The 14,711-nt window shown below is 54.0% G+C and carries 16 protein-coding genes; 14 read left to right on the top strand and 2 right to left on the bottom strand.

Features of this window, described 5'->3' with window-relative positions; translation table 11 throughout:
• The first annotated feature begins 24 nt into the window (after nucleotides 1-24).
• The 7 genes from QY332_14940 (at nucleotide 25) to QY332_14910 (ending at nucleotide 6,249) form a co-directional block, all read left to right on the top strand.
• Nucleotides 25-543 (top strand): hypothetical protein, encoded by a 519-nt coding sequence (locus QY332_14940; protein WKZ34912.1) that lies wholly within the window; start codon nucleotides 25-27, stop codon nucleotides 541-543.
• Nucleotides 544-771: 228 nt separating this feature from the next.
• Nucleotides 772-3,462: a cation-translocating P-type ATPase gene (locus QY332_14935; protein WKZ34911.1), complete on the top strand. Its 2,691-nt coding sequence runs from the start codon at nucleotides 772-774 to the stop codon at nucleotides 3,460-3,462.
• Between the two features lie 4 nt (nucleotides 3,463-3,466).
• Nucleotides 3,467-3,871, top strand: a complete 405-nt coding sequence (locus QY332_14930; protein WKZ34910.1) for a DUF2721 domain-containing protein — start codon at nucleotides 3,467-3,469, stop codon at nucleotides 3,869-3,871.
• Between the two features lie 192 nt (nucleotides 3,872-4,063).
• Entirely contained in the window at nucleotides 4,064-4,414 is a 351-nt protein-coding gene (locus QY332_14925; protein WKZ34909.1) for a hypothetical protein, read from the top strand.
• Between the two features lie 186 nt (nucleotides 4,415-4,600).
• Nucleotides 4,601-5,218 (top strand): hypothetical protein, encoded by a 618-nt coding sequence (locus QY332_14920; GenBank protein ID WKZ34908.1) that lies wholly within the window; start codon nucleotides 4,601-4,603, stop codon nucleotides 5,216-5,218.
• Nucleotides 5,219-5,241: 23 nt separating this feature from the next.
• A complete protein-coding gene (locus tag QY332_14915; protein ID WKZ34907.1) occupies nucleotides 5,242-5,706 on the top strand; it encodes a hypothetical protein in 465 nt (154 codons plus the stop codon).
• A gap of 162 nt (nucleotides 5,707-5,868) precedes the next feature.
• Nucleotides 5,869-6,249, top strand: a complete 381-nt coding sequence (locus QY332_14910; GenBank protein ID WKZ34906.1) for a hypothetical protein — start codon at nucleotides 5,869-5,871, stop codon at nucleotides 6,247-6,249.
• Between the two features lie 90 nt (nucleotides 6,250-6,339).
• Here QY332_14910 and QY332_14905 read toward each other — a convergent pair whose 3' ends face one another.
• Nucleotides 6,340-7,074, bottom strand: a complete 735-nt coding sequence (locus QY332_14905; protein WKZ34905.1) for a hypothetical protein — start codon at nucleotides 7,072-7,074, stop codon at nucleotides 6,340-6,342.
• Nucleotides 7,071-8,237, bottom strand: coding sequence for an AAA family ATPase (locus QY332_14900; GenBank protein WKZ34904.1), 1,167 nt, complete (start codon nucleotides 8,235-8,237; stop codon nucleotides 7,071-7,073). Before QY332_14900 ends, QY332_14905 begins: the two co-directional genes overlap by 4 nt.
• Nucleotides 8,238-8,517: 280 nt before the next feature.
• Between QY332_14900 and tgt the strand changes: the two genes are divergently transcribed.
• The 7 genes from tgt to QY332_14865 all read left to right on the top strand — a co-directional run bounded on the left by tgt (nucleotide 8,518) and on the right by QY332_14865 (nucleotide 14,710).
• The gene (tgt, locus tag QY332_14895; protein WKZ34903.1) at nucleotides 8,518-9,639 is read left to right on the top strand and encodes a tRNA guanosine(34) transglycosylase Tgt; all 1,122 of its coding nucleotides are present in this window, start codon (nucleotides 8,518-8,520) and stop codon (nucleotides 9,637-9,639) included.
• Between the two features lie 33 nt (nucleotides 9,640-9,672).
• On the top strand, nucleotides 9,673-10,134 hold the full coding sequence (locus QY332_14890) for a four helix bundle protein (GenBank protein WKZ34902.1): 462 nt from the start codon (nucleotides 9,673-9,675) through the stop codon (nucleotides 10,132-10,134).
• 24 nt (nucleotides 10,135-10,158) lie between these two features.
• Nucleotides 10,159-10,989, top strand: coding sequence for an undecaprenyl-diphosphatase UppP (gene uppP, locus QY332_14885; protein ID WKZ34901.1), 831 nt, complete (start codon nucleotides 10,159-10,161; stop codon nucleotides 10,987-10,989).
• Nucleotides 10,990-11,001: 12 nt separating this feature from the next.
• On the top strand, nucleotides 11,002-12,087 hold the full coding sequence (locus QY332_14880; protein ID WKZ34900.1) for a M20 family metallopeptidase: 1,086 nt from the start codon (nucleotides 11,002-11,004) through the stop codon (nucleotides 12,085-12,087).
• Nucleotides 12,088-12,091: 4 nt separating this feature from the next.
• Complete coding sequence (locus QY332_14875; protein WKZ34899.1) at nucleotides 12,092-12,721, top strand: hypothetical protein; 630 nt, start codon at nucleotides 12,092-12,094, stop codon at nucleotides 12,719-12,721.
• 61 nt (nucleotides 12,722-12,782) lie between these two features.
• Nucleotides 12,783-13,529: an ABC transporter ATP-binding protein gene (locus QY332_14870; protein ID WKZ34898.1), complete on the top strand. Its 747-nt coding sequence runs from the start codon at nucleotides 12,783-12,785 to the stop codon at nucleotides 13,527-13,529.
• Nucleotides 13,526-14,710 carry an ATP-binding cassette domain-containing protein gene (locus QY332_14865; GenBank protein ID WKZ34897.1) on the top strand — a complete coding sequence of 395 codons (1,185 nt, stop codon included), beginning with the start codon at nucleotides 13,526-13,528 and terminating at the stop codon, nucleotides 14,708-14,710. The genes QY332_14870 and QY332_14865 overlap by 4 nt, the downstream gene beginning before the upstream one ends.
• Nucleotide 14,711: the final 1 nt, after the last annotated feature.

The following is a 14,711-nucleotide window of genomic DNA, read 5'->3' as shown; positions in this document are numbered from 1 at the left end:
TAATGCATCCATGCAAAGGAGTGAATGATGCGGCAGCTTGCGCCCGATGAAAAGACGGCCATGGTGATGGCTTATACTTCAGACATGCTGGTACGCGGGGAGGTTGTGGTCAAGGAAAATTTCCGTGTCAGCATCTGGCTTCGCACACAGGGTGTTCCGAATTACCTTCATCTGTTATCGCCGCAGGTGGTTTCGTTTGGCGGAACAGTTCCCAAAACGCTGACCTTTTCGGAATTATTTCTTCCAACCGAAAGGGTCATCGCCTTCCATCTTGCTCCGCCCGCACAGGATCCTTTGGATTACGATGCCGGTGAACTGAACCGTACGATGCAACCTTTGGTCGTCATGATCGGCACCTTTTTATTGAAGGGCAAACTGCGCGTCTCAACGCAGACCGACCTGGCAACCTATCTGGATGTTTCCCATACCGCCTGGATGTCCATGTACGAGGCAGTCATCAGCAACCCATATCTGCCGCAGTTCGGCGTACAGGTGTCGATGCTGCTGGTAAATCCAAAGGCGGTAACTTTTGGGATACCCTAGGCACGCCCCCGCCTCTTCTCCAACAAAAAACTAACGGAACCGTAATTGACAACCGCTTGGTAATCATTTACACTATCCCAACTCCGATGGGGAGTAGCGCCCGGACTTTTTCGGGAAAAACAGTCGCCAAGACGGAAAGAGATTTCCCGGCTGTTTGAACGTAAACGCAAGACCATCGCCTTGTGGGCGGTGGTCTTTTTTGTTGAACAAAATATACAGGAGAAAAAAATGCAGACCAATAATACCTGGTACGCAAAAACATCGGAAGAAGTATTCGCTGAACTAAAAAGCCGGCCTGCCGGGCTGAAGCAGGCGGAGGCGGAGCAGCGTCTCACCGAATACGGTCCCAATGAAATTCAGGCAGCCAAACGCATTTCCGCCTGGGAAATTTTATTCGAACAGTTCAAGAACATCCTGATATTGATCCTGCTCGGTGCAACCATCCTCTCCCTGTTTCTCGGGCATGGTGTCGAGTCCATTGTGATTGCCGTGATCGTATTGTTTGCCGTCTTTCTCGGTTTTATCCAGGAATATCGTGCCGAGCGTGCCATCGAAGCCTTGCGGCGCATGGCAGCTCCCACAGCCTCCGTTTTGCGTGACGATGCGGAAGTCAAAGTGCCGGCCCGCGAACTGGTGCCGGGCGATGTCATTCTTGTACATACCGGCGACCGCATCCCTGCCGATGCGCGCCTGCTCGAATCCGTCAATTTGCAGGTGGACGAGGCGGCGCTGACGGGTGAATCTGTTCCCTTGGAAAAATCCACAGAGCCGCTTCCCAATGCGGAACTAAGCCTGGGAGACCGCTCGAACATGGTCTACGCCGGGACCGCCGCCACCTATGGACGTGGTCAGGCTGTGGTGGTGGCCACGGGCATGTACACTGAATTTGGCAAGATCGCCCAACTCTTGCAGACCGTGGAAAGCGGACGTACGCCCCTCCAGCAAAACCTGGATCGCGTTGGGACGGCGCTGGCGCGTGCGGCATTTGTGGTTGTTGCGTTGATCGTGGCGCTGGGGTTGATGCGCGGACAACCCTTTGTCGAAATGCTGATCTTCGGCATTGCGCTGGCGGTGGCGGTCGTGCCGGAAGCCTTGCCGGCCGTGGTGACCATCTCGCTTGCCATCGGTGTGCAAAAAATGGTCAAACGCAATGCGCTCATCCGCCGCCTGCCGGCCGTGGAGACGCTCGGCAGCACCTCGGTCATCTGCTCGGATAAGACCGGTACGCTGACCAAGGATGAAATGACCGTACGAAAAGTATATGCCGCCGGTGAGTTGTTCACGGTCAGCGGCCCGGGATATGCGCCGGTCGGCGAGTTCTCCCGCGATGGAAAACCGGTCACTGAAATGCCGGACGGGCTGCGCCAGATGCTGACTGCCGCCACGCTCGCATCTGATACACACCTGGTCAGCGGCGCGGAAAATGAATCGGGAAGTGAATGGGATATTAAAGGAGATCCAACGGAAGGCGCGTTGGTGGTGGCGGCGGCCAAGGCTGGTTTGCAGAAAGAGGCGCTCGATGCCGAATATCCCCGCGTACAGGAGATCCCGTTCACATCCGAATCAAAACGCATGACCACACTGCATCAGACGAAGGACGGGGTGATCGCATACGCCAAAGGCGCTCCCGAAGTGATCCTGGATGATTGTGACTGGCAATTGACCCCGGATGGACCCAAGCCGCTCGACGCGCGCGGACGAAAACAGGTGTTGGATCAGGCACAAAAAATGGCGGGCGAGGCATTGCGCGTTTTGGGGATCGCTTGCAAAGAGAATGTGAACCTTGAAACCGCTCAAACCGGCATGACCTTTCTGGGCCTGACCGGCATGATCGATCCTCCGCGCAGCGAAGCAAAGGAGGCGATCGCCGTTTGTGAGGAGGCGGGCATCCGCGCCGTGATGATCACGGGCGACCATCCTGCAACTGCGCGGGCGGTGGCAAATGAACTGGGTTTGTTGAAAACCGGGCGGGTGGTCAGCGGTGCGGAACTGGAGGCGATGTCTGACGAACAGTTCAAGAAGGAAGTGGAAACCATCGACGTGTATGCGCGTGTTTCCCCGGCGCATAAATTGCGCGTGGTCACCGCCTTGCAGGCCAACGAACATATCGTGGCGATGACCGGTGACGGCGTGAACGATGCGCCCGCGCTCAAGAAGGCGGACATCGGCATTGCGATGGGCATCACCGGCACGGACGTCACCAAGGAAGCCGCTGCGATGACCCTGACCGACGATAATTTCGCCTCCATCGTTGCGGCCGTGGAGGAGGGGCGCGGTGTCTTTGGCAACATCAAAAAGTATTTGATGTTCCTGCTCTCCTCGAATATCGGCGAGATCACCCTGATGGCTGCCGCCACCCTGCTTGGCCTGCCACTGCCGTTGACAGCGGTGCAACTGCTGTATGTGAACCTGGCAACGGACGGCCTGCCCGCACTGGCGCTGGCGGTGGACCCGTCGGATGCCGACATCATGCGCCGCAAGCCGCGCAACCCGCTCACCGGGATATTTACCCGCCCGGTAAAATGGATATTGGGCATCGCCGGGCTTTGGTCTGGTTTCGTTAATATCAGCCTGTTCATTTGGGCATTGAACTCCGGGCGCAGCATGGAAGAGGCGATGACGATGACCTTCATGTCGCTGGTGGTGATCCAGTTCTTCAAGGCCTACAACCATCGTTCGGAGCACCGCACGGTATTCGAACGGCCGTTCCGGAATAAATGGTTGAACCTTGCCATCGTGTGGGAATTCTCACTGTTATTGCTGATCGTGTACTTGCCTTTCCTGCATGAGCCATTCAGCACCTACAGCCTGCCGCCGATAGATTGGGTGATCATCTTCGCCGTGGCAGCCACCATCACCCCCGTTCTGGAACTGGTCAAGTGGTTCATCCGTAAGGGCTGGTTCGGCGATATGGAGTAGTCGGATGGAGATCACGCTCACCACCCCCGCCTTGTTGTTCCCGACGGTTTCATTATTGCTGCTGGCATACACCAATCGCTTTTTGACCCTTGCGACCATCATCCGTAATTTGCATGATCGATATAGCAGGGATCATGAGGAAAGCCTGCTCCGCCAGATCGCAAATTTACGCTACCGCGTGTATCTCATCCGCAATATGCAGATCTACGGCGTGTTGAGCCTGCTTTTTTGCGTGGTCAGCATGTTCGCGCTCTTTGCAGGCTGGGTGGCGGGCGGGCAGTGGAGTTTCGGTATCGCGCTGGTCTTGATGATCATTTCGCTCGGCATCTCCCTGCGCGAGTTGCAGATCTCGGTGGGGGCATTGGATTTGTTGTTGGCGGAGTTGGAGGATGGGGAGAGGCCGGGCTAGGGGGTTATGTGTGTCTCGAGGGAACCGCGGGTGATGAGCCCGCGGTTTTTTATTCCCTTGTGTTGACCGTCATCTCCCCCAAGTGGCGGAGATAAATGCTCCCCAGCCGATGGATGTGAGGGAAGCATGCTTCGTGTATGATTTGAATGGACTAAACCTGTTTCATCGAATCGAGAAATCCAAGAGGTAAAAATGAAGAAAATACCCGTATTTGTTTTGTTTGCCGCATTGCTCGTCACGCTGACTGCTTGTGCCCCCGGCTCCACTGTAAACGTCGAGGAGCTCGATACCGAGATTCAATTTACCCTGCCCGGTGTCAACCCGCAGTTGAACGAGCCGGCTGAGAATGGACGGGTGCCCGGCTTCGGTACAGGGTTTTGGCATGGACTTGTGGCTCTGATCACCCTGTTCGTATCGTTTTTCAATCCCGCGGTGCAAATGTACGAAGTACACAATAACGGACCCATGTACAATCTGGGCTTCCTGCTGGGAACCATCCTGTTGTTCGGTCTCCTTGGATTTATGGGCGGCAGGCGGCGGTAATAACAACGGAAAGCAAACCGCAGGTGATGAGCCTGCGGTTTTTTTATCAGGGGCTGCGCCATGTCGTACAATCCGCATCAACCGAATAGGGGATAGGAAACAGCGGTATGTGAATGTATGCTTGTTGCCAACCGACGTAATTCCTCGGCAAACCATCGATTTTAAAAATAGAAGGAGAATATAGACATGAGCCCGTTGTTTCCCAACAAGACTGTTGTGTTTTTACTTGGCATCCTGTTCCTGCTGACAGCTGCCTGTGGAGGCTCCGCGCCTGAATCCGCGCCGCCCGAGGTGATCTCGGAGCCCGCCGGGGATCAACCAGCGGCGACCGAAGTCCCGCCAACACAGGCCGCGCCTGTTGACGAACCGCTGGGCGGCAGTCCGGATAACCCCATTCCGTTTGCGGAAACGCTCCTCACGCCGGATTGGGAGGTACAAGTCCTGGAAGTGCAGCGCAGTGACAAAGCGCATGAAGACGCGGACATGGAATATGTGTTCGTACACCTGCGCGTGAAGTATGTTGGGACGGAAGCCTCGGCGTATGTGTATGGGAAGATGTTCCGCGGCACGGGCAGTGCAAATGAGATCTACAAAGCCACTTCGTTCATTGACGTGACAGCCCCCGACCCCGAGTTGGAAGCCGACCTTGCCTCCGGCGGCGAGGCTGAAGGCTGGGTTGCGATTCAGGCCCGCAAGGATGAAGCCGGCCTCATGCTGGTGCTCTGGCCTTATGTTTCCTACGAGAACAACACGGCCATGTTCAGTGAAGCCACGCCGAAATGGTTCCTGTCCCTTAATCAGTAACGACAGTAAAGGAGAACGAGCAGATGGCGATCGATCCACCCAAACGGCAGACATCGAAGCCGGAGAGTTCGGTCATCCAGTGGCTGCTTGAATCTGACCCTTCGATCCGCTGGCAGGTGCTGCGGGATCTGACCGATGCGCCCGTGCATGAAGTCGCGGCGGAGCGCGCGAAGGTCGCCACCGAGGGCTGGGGCGCGCAGCTGCTTGCCATCCAGGGGGCTGATGGGAGTTGGGGCGGCGGAGCGTTCAACCAAGAGTTAGACTCCACAATGCACGTCCTGTCGCTGCTGCGGGAATTGGGTCTCGATCCCGCGAGCGGCGAGGCGCGTCGTGCGGTGAACCTGGTCCGCGATGGCGTACGGTGGAAGGGATGGGATTGGGACGGCGCGTGGCGGGGAATGGAATTCGACGGCAACCCCTTCTTCGCAGGCGAGGTCGAGCCGTGCATCAACGGGCAGGTGGGGGCGAGCGGCGCCTATTTTGGCTAGGAGGTCCAGCGTATCCTCGAACGCCTGCTCGCCGAGCAGCTGCCCGACGGCGGTTGGAATTGCGAGGCGGAGAACGGCTCGACGCGGTCGTCGTTCAACACCACGATCTGCGTGTTGGAGGCTCTGCTCGAGCACGAACGGGCGGCCGCAGGAAACCCGCAGGTGACCGAGGCTCGTCTCCGCGGGCAGGAGTACCTCCTCGAGCGCCGCCTCTTCCGGCGGCGTTCGACCGGCGAGGTGATCGAGCGCGACCGCAAAGGCGACGCCTCGTTTATGCGTTTCGCCTTCCCGACCTGGTGGCACTACGACGTGCTGCGGGGCCTCGACTACCTGCGCTGCGCCGGCGCCACGCCCGACGAACGAATGGCGGAGGCGATTGACCTGGTCGCGTCGAAACGCGGCGGCGACGGACGCTGGCTGCTAGAGACGCGCCATCCCGGCCTGATGCCGGTCGAGATGGACGAGGGTGAGGGCAAACCAAGCCGCTGGAACACCCTGCGCGCCTTGCGCGTGCTGGACTGGTATTTCGCACCTGCCAGTTAGACGAAATTATCACCAGGCACTGATTTTCTGCCACATTAACCTATAAAAAAATGGTAGGTGAAAAAATGTGTTTCTAATTTAATCACTTTATTACCTTACTTCTTTCGCCTCAGAATATTGTTTTTGAATCTCTAAAAGAAAAGAAGTGAAACTATTAAATCGCTTGTCTTCAAGCACATTCAAAATGTCTTCATCAAAAATATTGTGAGCTATGTTTTCCATATCTCCGCGATGTTTATCGTACTTCTTCCCTGCTAATGTAAATATCTCTGCAAGTTCATTTGCAGGACTAAAGAAACTCGTTTCAGGGTCAATTACACATAAGTCATAACCAAGTTGCTCCGCTATATATTCTGATGTTAGTTGGGTATCTATTCGAGTAAGGACTTTATGCATTGCTAATATCCATGCTTCGAGTTCCATAACGGCAAAGAAGAAATGTACAGGAGTAGTCCCTAGCTGCAAAATTTCATTGTAAGACTGAATAAAGTAATTATTAACTTCTAAATTAATTTCCATCGACCTTTTCTTATAAGCGCTTGAGCACATATCACGCACGCCAACTATTTCATAACCTGCACTTACGTACCCATCATATCTGTCTTTTATAGCGCTAGAAACCCTCTCGTCATTGCCAACATTAATTATTTGGTAATGAATAAGAGGGTTTGCTGATTTATAGTCAAAGGGGACTGCCCTTAAATTATCCCCATACAATTCCAGACATTCAAAGCTAATATTTTGGTCGCCTATCAAATGCCATAGAATTTGACGAATTAATATTTGTTCGCCTTGCCCTTCTGTAAAGATAACAACCTTTTTCATTTTTTCGTTTTTTTCCTATAATACCCACTTGAGAAAAAGTCGAAATTATTTAACCCTGTATCATCAAACTCATCAAATAACTCTTTTGAATTCCTGTAATTTAAGTTCTGCACTAGCCCGCCAGTCCTCACCAAAACTATCCACTTTTCCAGAGGAATAGCATTCATAATAAAACGATCATTCGTTGTCATAATCAGTTGGGTAGATGCGCGTTCTGCCTTGTCAACCACCCTCTTCACGAGTGCAGATGACCGTTCATAATCAAGACCTTGTCCTATATCGTCAACAAGCAAACAAGTGACCTGATTAGTGGCAAGTGCATAACTTACTTGTGCAAGGACAGATAAAGCACTAAACATACCATCGGACATTTCATGTTGTCCGGTAGCAATTGGCAAATCGCTTTCTTTTAAATATAAACCAATTGGTGGCGCAGAAACTGATATTGGTAACGGAGAATCGATAGAGATGCCCTCAAGAGCATCAACGCCTACAGCTTCAATTTCGTAACCCAAGTACTTCATATCCTCAAGTATGGATTGAGAAAAACTATCTTTAAGTTCCTCTAGTGCTTGAATAAAAATTCTAACCACTTGATCGGTTTTTCTAATATCTATTCTTATGTCATTATCAGATCTAGCCTCCCCGCCCAGCCTCAGTAATATTTGGTCTTTTCCTAACCCACCACCAAAATCATATCGGGCAACACTTTTTGCCCAAGTATGTAAATCATCAAGATATGAATGTTGGATAGAATCTCTCTTTGTCGCTACGGCAATTTGGTCACTGTCAATTTTGAAATCAATATCATCCCCTACTTTTTCTGCTTTTAATTTCCCTTCCCCTTTTGCATCTCGGGTTAAATATAGTTCTTTATCAATGATTAGCTTTTCAGATTCCACGACTCTCTGATGGTACTTCAAAAAGTATACATATGACTTTCCTGCAATACTAAACTCCGCTCGATAATTTCCCTCCCCGAAACGTAACTTCCCACCCTCGGCAATGTTGGATGCAAGACCTCTTATTATGTTTAAAAGCCGAGTTTTTCCGGTTGCATTTTTACCAATAATTAAATTTGTCAAACCAAAGCTGCATTCATCAACTTTCCATTCTTTTGGTTGACCATCAAATTGTGAATACTCAATTTTTTCAAGTCTCATCTTGCACCTCACTCTATGAACTTTTTGATTACTTGATGTAATATTCTTTACTAAAACAATATTGTAATTATAGCCTAATTGGTTCTATGTATATAATTACTTGATTATGGGTCGGACGATCATTGTGTTTGTACTGTATAATCCCCCGCACAATGGGTTTCACCCCAAGCCATCTGAAAAACGAATAGTACTGAGCGGGGAGGGAATGTCCCTCGAAGCGGAATCCATTTCAAGCGGGGCGGGAAGCGTTCGAATGGCGAGTATCGTATAATCCTATCCAATGTTCCAATTCCAGATCACATCCAAAAACAAGCGCGCCCGCACGGGCGTCTTCAGCACCCCGCACGGCGAACTGCTCACGCCGGTCTTCGCGCCGGTCGGCACGCAGGCCACGGTCAAGACGCTCACGCCCGAACATCTCAAAGACATCAGCGCCACGCTCGTGCTGAGCAATACCTACCATCTCTACCTGCGCCCCGGCGACGAACTCGTGCGTGACATGGGCGGCCTGCACAAGTTCATGCAATGGCAGGACCCCATGCTGACCGACTCGGGCGGCTTTCAGGTTTTTTCCCTGGCGAAGACGCGCAAGATCGACGACGACGGCGTGACCTTCAAGAGTCATATTGACGGTTCCACGCACCGCTTCACGCCCGAAAAAGCCGTCGCCATTCAGGAGAACCTCGGCGCGGACATCATCATGGCCTTCGACGAATGTTCCGACCCGACCGACAAAGCCTACAGCGCCGTCGCCATGCAGCGGACCCATCGCTGGGCGGAACGTTCGCTCAAGGCGCAGACGCGGCGCGACCAGGCTTTATTCGGGATCGTGCAGGGCGGCGTTCAAGCGGACCTGCGGGCTGATTCTGCCCGATTTATCGCCTCCCTCGATACGCCCGGCATCGCCATCGGCGGTCTCTCCGTGGGCGAGACCAAGCAGGAGATGCACGAGACGCTCGACGTGGTCACGCCGCTGTTGCCCGAAGACAAACCGCGCTACCTGATGGGAGTCGGCACCCCCGAGGATTTGATCAACGGCGTCCTGCGCGGTATTGATATTTTCGATTGTGTATTGCCGACACGTCTGGCGCGTCATCACTCCGCGTTTGCCCCCGAAGGACGCCTCAACCTGATGAATGCTTCCTTTGCCCGCGACGAGCGTCCGATTGATGAGACCTGCGATTGTTACGCCTGTAAAACATTTACGCGGGCATATATCCGCCATTTGATCGTGGCAAAGGAATTGCTCGCGGGTACCTTGTTGTCCATCCACAATTTGCGGGCATTGATACGATTAATGGAGAAGATAAGGATGTATATCACTGAAGGAACTTTTGAAGAGAAAGTGCCTGAGTTGTTGAAGCAATGGTCGAATAATGCAAAACGATTGGTTAATGGATGATGGAACATGGATAATGGTTAATGGAGAACGGAAATGACCGTTATGAATCTGGATAAATTGGAAGTGTGGACGAGGGCGAAAGACTTTGCCCTGGCGGTGTACAAGGAAGTTGTGCCACATTTACCAGCCGACGAGAAATGGAATTTAACTCAACAACTGAAACGCGCTGCACAAAGCATCCCCGCCAATATTGCCGAAGGGCATGGGCGTTTCCATTATCTTGATAATGTCCGTTTTTGTTACATTGCCCGCGGGTCCCTGACCGAAATTCAGAGCCATATCTCGCTTGCTTATGAACTGGGCTATGTGTCAAGGGAGATGTATGAAAGAATGACAATCTACGCCGAGTCAATTGGAAAACAACTCAATAACTATATCGCCTACCTCAAACGCTCCAAACAGGGAGAAAAAGAATTTCCGGCAGGTTATACTGTTCGAGAAGAGCCTGAACTTTATATTCTTGATGATCCAGACGAAGACGCCCAAAACCATTAACCATCCTCCATTAACCATTCAACTATGACCCTCCTCCACGCCTTCCTGCTCGGCATCATTCAAGGACTGACCGAATTCATCCCCGTCTCATCCACCGCGCATTTGCTCATCACGCAGAACCTGCTTGGAGTACCTGCAGATGGGGCGATGTTCTCCTTCCTCGTCATTGTCCAACTCGGCACACTGGTTTCGCTTTTTGCCTTCTATTGGAATGACCTGCTCTCAATCCTTAGATCTACATTTCAAGCCCTGCCCATCCTATTGACCAGACCGCGTGACACCTGGAACCTCGCACCTGACACTTGGCTTGGTTTTTACATCATCCTTGCCACCATCCCCGCACTTTTGGCAGGTTATCTGCTGCGGGATGCCGTCGAAGCGTTGTTCCGTCAGCCCATGCTGCAGGCGTCCATTCGCTTGCTTTCCGCGGCGGCACTGCTGACCCTTGCCGAGTGGCTGACGAAAAAAAATCGCAATCTTGATTCAATGACCTGGCTGGACGCGCTGGTGGTCGGTTTGTTCCAGATCATCGCGGTCTTCCCCGGCGCATCCCGCTCCGGCTCCACGATCGCAGGCGGCATGTTCCGCGGCTTTGACCGTCCCGCCGCTGCGCGGTTCGCGTTCCTGATGTCCGTGCCGGTCATGCTCGCCGCAGGCGCATATGAAATGCTGGACGTGCTGCAAATGCCGAACTTCGGCGAATTCCTGCCACTGCTGGCGGCGGGATTTGTCTCCGCGGCGCTGGTTGGCTGGTTTGCGATCAGGTGGTTGATTAACTATTTGAGCAGGCGTTCGCTGTATGGGTTCGCCCTGTATTGCGCGCTGTTTGGAACGATCGTATTTTTTCTGAAATAGGCGGATGAATCCATGCAATTACGACCATTCCTCAAACTTCTTGTAGAAACTGAATCCCCCTCCCATGATAAATCCGCTGTGGACCGTGTCGGCGCGATCGTTGCGGAGGAAGCCGGAAAACTCGGCGCGCACGTGGATGTAATTCCGAATCAGACCACGGGGAATCATGTTCTTTGCAAATGGGGTAGTGGGCAAAAGCCCATCCTCCTGCTCTGTCATATGGACACGGTCTTTCCGCTTGGCACGCTGGTGTCCATGCCTTATCGTGAAGCGGAGGGGAAGATCTTCGGTCCGGGCGTTTCGGATATGAAAGCCAGCATTGCCTTCGCACTTGCGGCAATTGAAGACGCCATCCAAACGGGACTTTCCCGCCCCGTGATCCTGCTGTGCACCTCCGATGAAGAGATCGGCAGTCCGACTTCGCGTGAGACCATCGAGAAGACCGCAAGGGAAGCGGAACTCGTCCTGGTGATGGAACCCGCCATGCCGGATGGTGGCCTGAAGACCTGGCGCAAGGGCGGCGGTGGATTTCATGTCAATGTGAAGGGACGTGCCGCACATGCAGGCGGCGACCATGAAAAGGGGCGCAACGCCATAGAAGAGATGGCGCATCAGGTGCTTGCCATCCAAAAAATGACCGATTACTCGAAGGGCACCACGCTTAACGTGGGTGTGATCCATGGCGGGACGGTCTCGAACGTTGTGCCGGATGAGGCGGACATCGAAGTGGACGTCCGCATTTTACAGCCCAAAGAGTGGGCGCGCATCGAAGGCTTGATGAAAAACCTGAAACCCATCCTGGACGGCACCACCGTCGAAGTTGACGGCAGGCTGAACCGCGGCCCGATGCCCTTCGACGAAACCATGAAAGCGACCTTCGAGAAAGCCAGATCCATTGCGGCGAAAATTGGCATGGAACTCACGGCGGGCGGCACTGGCGGTGTGTCGGATGCGAATTTCGTCGCCCCGCTGGGTATCCCTGTGCTGGACGGACTCGGCGCGGTCGGCGCAGGCTATCATTCGGAGCGTGAATTCATCCTTGCAGACAGCCTGGAACATAGGAAGAACCTTCTTGCAGCGTTGGTGAAGAATTGGTGATGATGTGAACAGACTGTCCTTCCTGCTTTTCTCCTTCCTCCTTTTTTCGTGCGTCTCCCCTGCGCAGCCCACGCAAACGGAACCTGTGACCGTCCACGCCACCGCCTCCGCCCAGCCATGGCTGGGCAAACTCTTTGCCTGTGCGAATGCGCGGGGCATCCTCTTGGATGTCACCATCGAATCGGCGGAAATCCAGTTGCGCCTCGGCGAGCCGCAGACCCTGCCCGCTCCAGCCTATCAAATCGGCGAGGAGGAAATCCTTGTTGCCACGCATCGTGAAAGCCCGATACAGAATGTATCCATGGAAGAGGTGCAGGATCTATTCGCCGGGCGGGGGGATGATTCGGTGCAGGTCTGGGTGTATGCGTCAGGGACGGATGTGCAGATTGCCTTTGATCAGCTCGTGATGAAGGGCAGAAGCGTCACGTCCTTTGCGCGGGTGGCGGCCAACCCGCAGGAAATGTCCGCTGTGCTGAATTCCGAATCGAATGCAGTTGGGATCATCCCAGGGCATTGGCTGGCGGGAAACGTCCGCGAGGTGTACTCGGCCGGGAGGCTGCCGGTGCTGGCGCTCACAAATCAGGAGCCGCGGGGGGAGGCGCAGGCATTGATCGGTTGCCTGCAAAACGATTGAAATCTGTTTGCAAACCCGCCTTTTGCAACGAATTGCACAATGGCGGTAAAATCAACCTGATATGGAACCATGCCTGATTGAATTAAGAAATGTATCGAAAACATATTCCACGGCCGCCGGGGATTTCAGCGCATTAAAGAATATTGACATCCGGATTAATGCAGGCGAGTTCGTCGGCATTGTCGGAAAATCCGGTGCGGGGAAATCCACCTTGTTGAACATGATCAACGGTGTCGACCAGTTGACCGGCGGCGAGGTCATGGTCATGGACGGCGGCAGGTCCATTTCCGTGCATGAAATGAGCGAAGACCAGCGCGCTCTCTGGCGCGGCCGCAACATGGGGGTCGTCTATCAATCCTTTCAGCTTTTGCCCATGCTTACGCTCGTCGAGAACATCACGCTGCCCATGGATCTTGCCGACAATTTCAAACCGCGCGAGTCGCGCGGTCGCGCGATGGAATTGCTCGAAATGGTGGAACTTGCTGAACATGCCGACAAACTGCCCGCCTTCATTTCGGGCGGCCAGCAGCAGCGGGTTGCCATCGCGCGCGCGCTTGCCAACGATCCCTCCATCCTTGTTGCAGACGAGCCTACGGGCAGCCTCGACTCCGTCACGGCCGATCACATCTTCGAGGTCTTCGAGCATCTTGTTTCGGACCAGGGCGTGACCATTATCATGGTCACGCATGACTCGAGCCTTACGGGTCGTTTCTCGCGCAGTTTGACGATCGCAGACGGTGAAATGGTAACCGGGATCGACTCTGCTGAATCAAAAGTTGACAAGACCGTGCGGAGGCGCAGAAAATGAAAACGCCCCCCGCCACTCCCGTTGGCCGCAGGACACCGCCTCGCGCCAAACCGGCAGCTGACCCCGTCCGAGGAACAGCCTCCAACATGGACGCCATCATCGACTTGCAGGGCGTCGCCAAGACCTTCTCCAACGCAGCGGGGGAATTCACCGTCCTCAAGGGCGTGGACCTGGCGATCCGGCGCGGCGAATTCGTCTCCATTGTCGGAAAATCGGGGAGCGGCAAATCCACCCTGCTGAACATGGTCACGGGCATTGACCATCCCAGTACCGGCAGCGTGGTCGTCAACGGCACGGATATTTACATGGATTTCAATGAAAGCCAGCGTTCGAAATGGCGCGGCCGGAATCTGGGGATCGTCTTTCAATTCTTCCAGTTACTGCCGATGCTGACCCTTCTCGAAAACGTCATGCTCCCGATGGATTACGCGGAGATGTATGACTTCGATGAACGTCCCGAACGCGCAATGGATCTGTTGACACTGGTGGGTCTGGAGAACTTTGCGGATAAACTGCCCGTGCTGGTTTCCACCGGTCAGCAGCAGCTGGCGGCGATCGCGCGCGCCATGGCGTGTGACCCGCCCCTGCTCATCGCGGATGAACCGACCGGCAACCTGGACACCCGTTCGGCAGACACCATCATTGGGCTTTTCGAACATTTTGTTGCGCAGGGAAAAACGATCGTCATGGTCACGCACGACCCCTCCCTCACTTCACGCACACACCGCAATGTCATCATCTCGGATGGTGAATTGATCGACGAGACCATTTCCCAATCCCTGCCGCAGTTGCGGCACCGCCACATGCTGGAGTTTACGAAGCTTGTCGAGCGGCGTCTCTACCAGCCGCGTGAGACCATCATCTCGCGTGATCAGCCCGTGGATTACTTCTTCATGATCCGCAAAGGCGAAGTGGAGGTTGTCCTGCAGGAAAGGAAGAAAAAGGAATATGTCATTTCACGGCTGGGCGGGGGTGAGTTTTTCGGTGAAATGGAATTATTGCGCGGCGGCAAGTCCATTGCGAATGTTCGGGCGGGCGGGGAGTCTGTGGAGGTGCTGGCTTTGCCGCGCGCGGATTTTGTCCGCGTGATGAATGCATCGCCCATCACGGCCGAGGCGCTGGCAAGGATCGTGCAGAAGCGTCTCAACGAGCACAGGGTCGCGGACCATCGGAGCAGGTAGC

The organism is Anaerolineales bacterium (assembly GCA_030583885.1).
Lineage (GTDB): Bacteria > Chloroflexota > Anaerolineae > Anaerolineales > Villigracilaceae > Villigracilis.
Note: the sequence above shows the minus strand (reverse complement) of the source record. Positions and strands in the feature narration are given on the sequence as shown.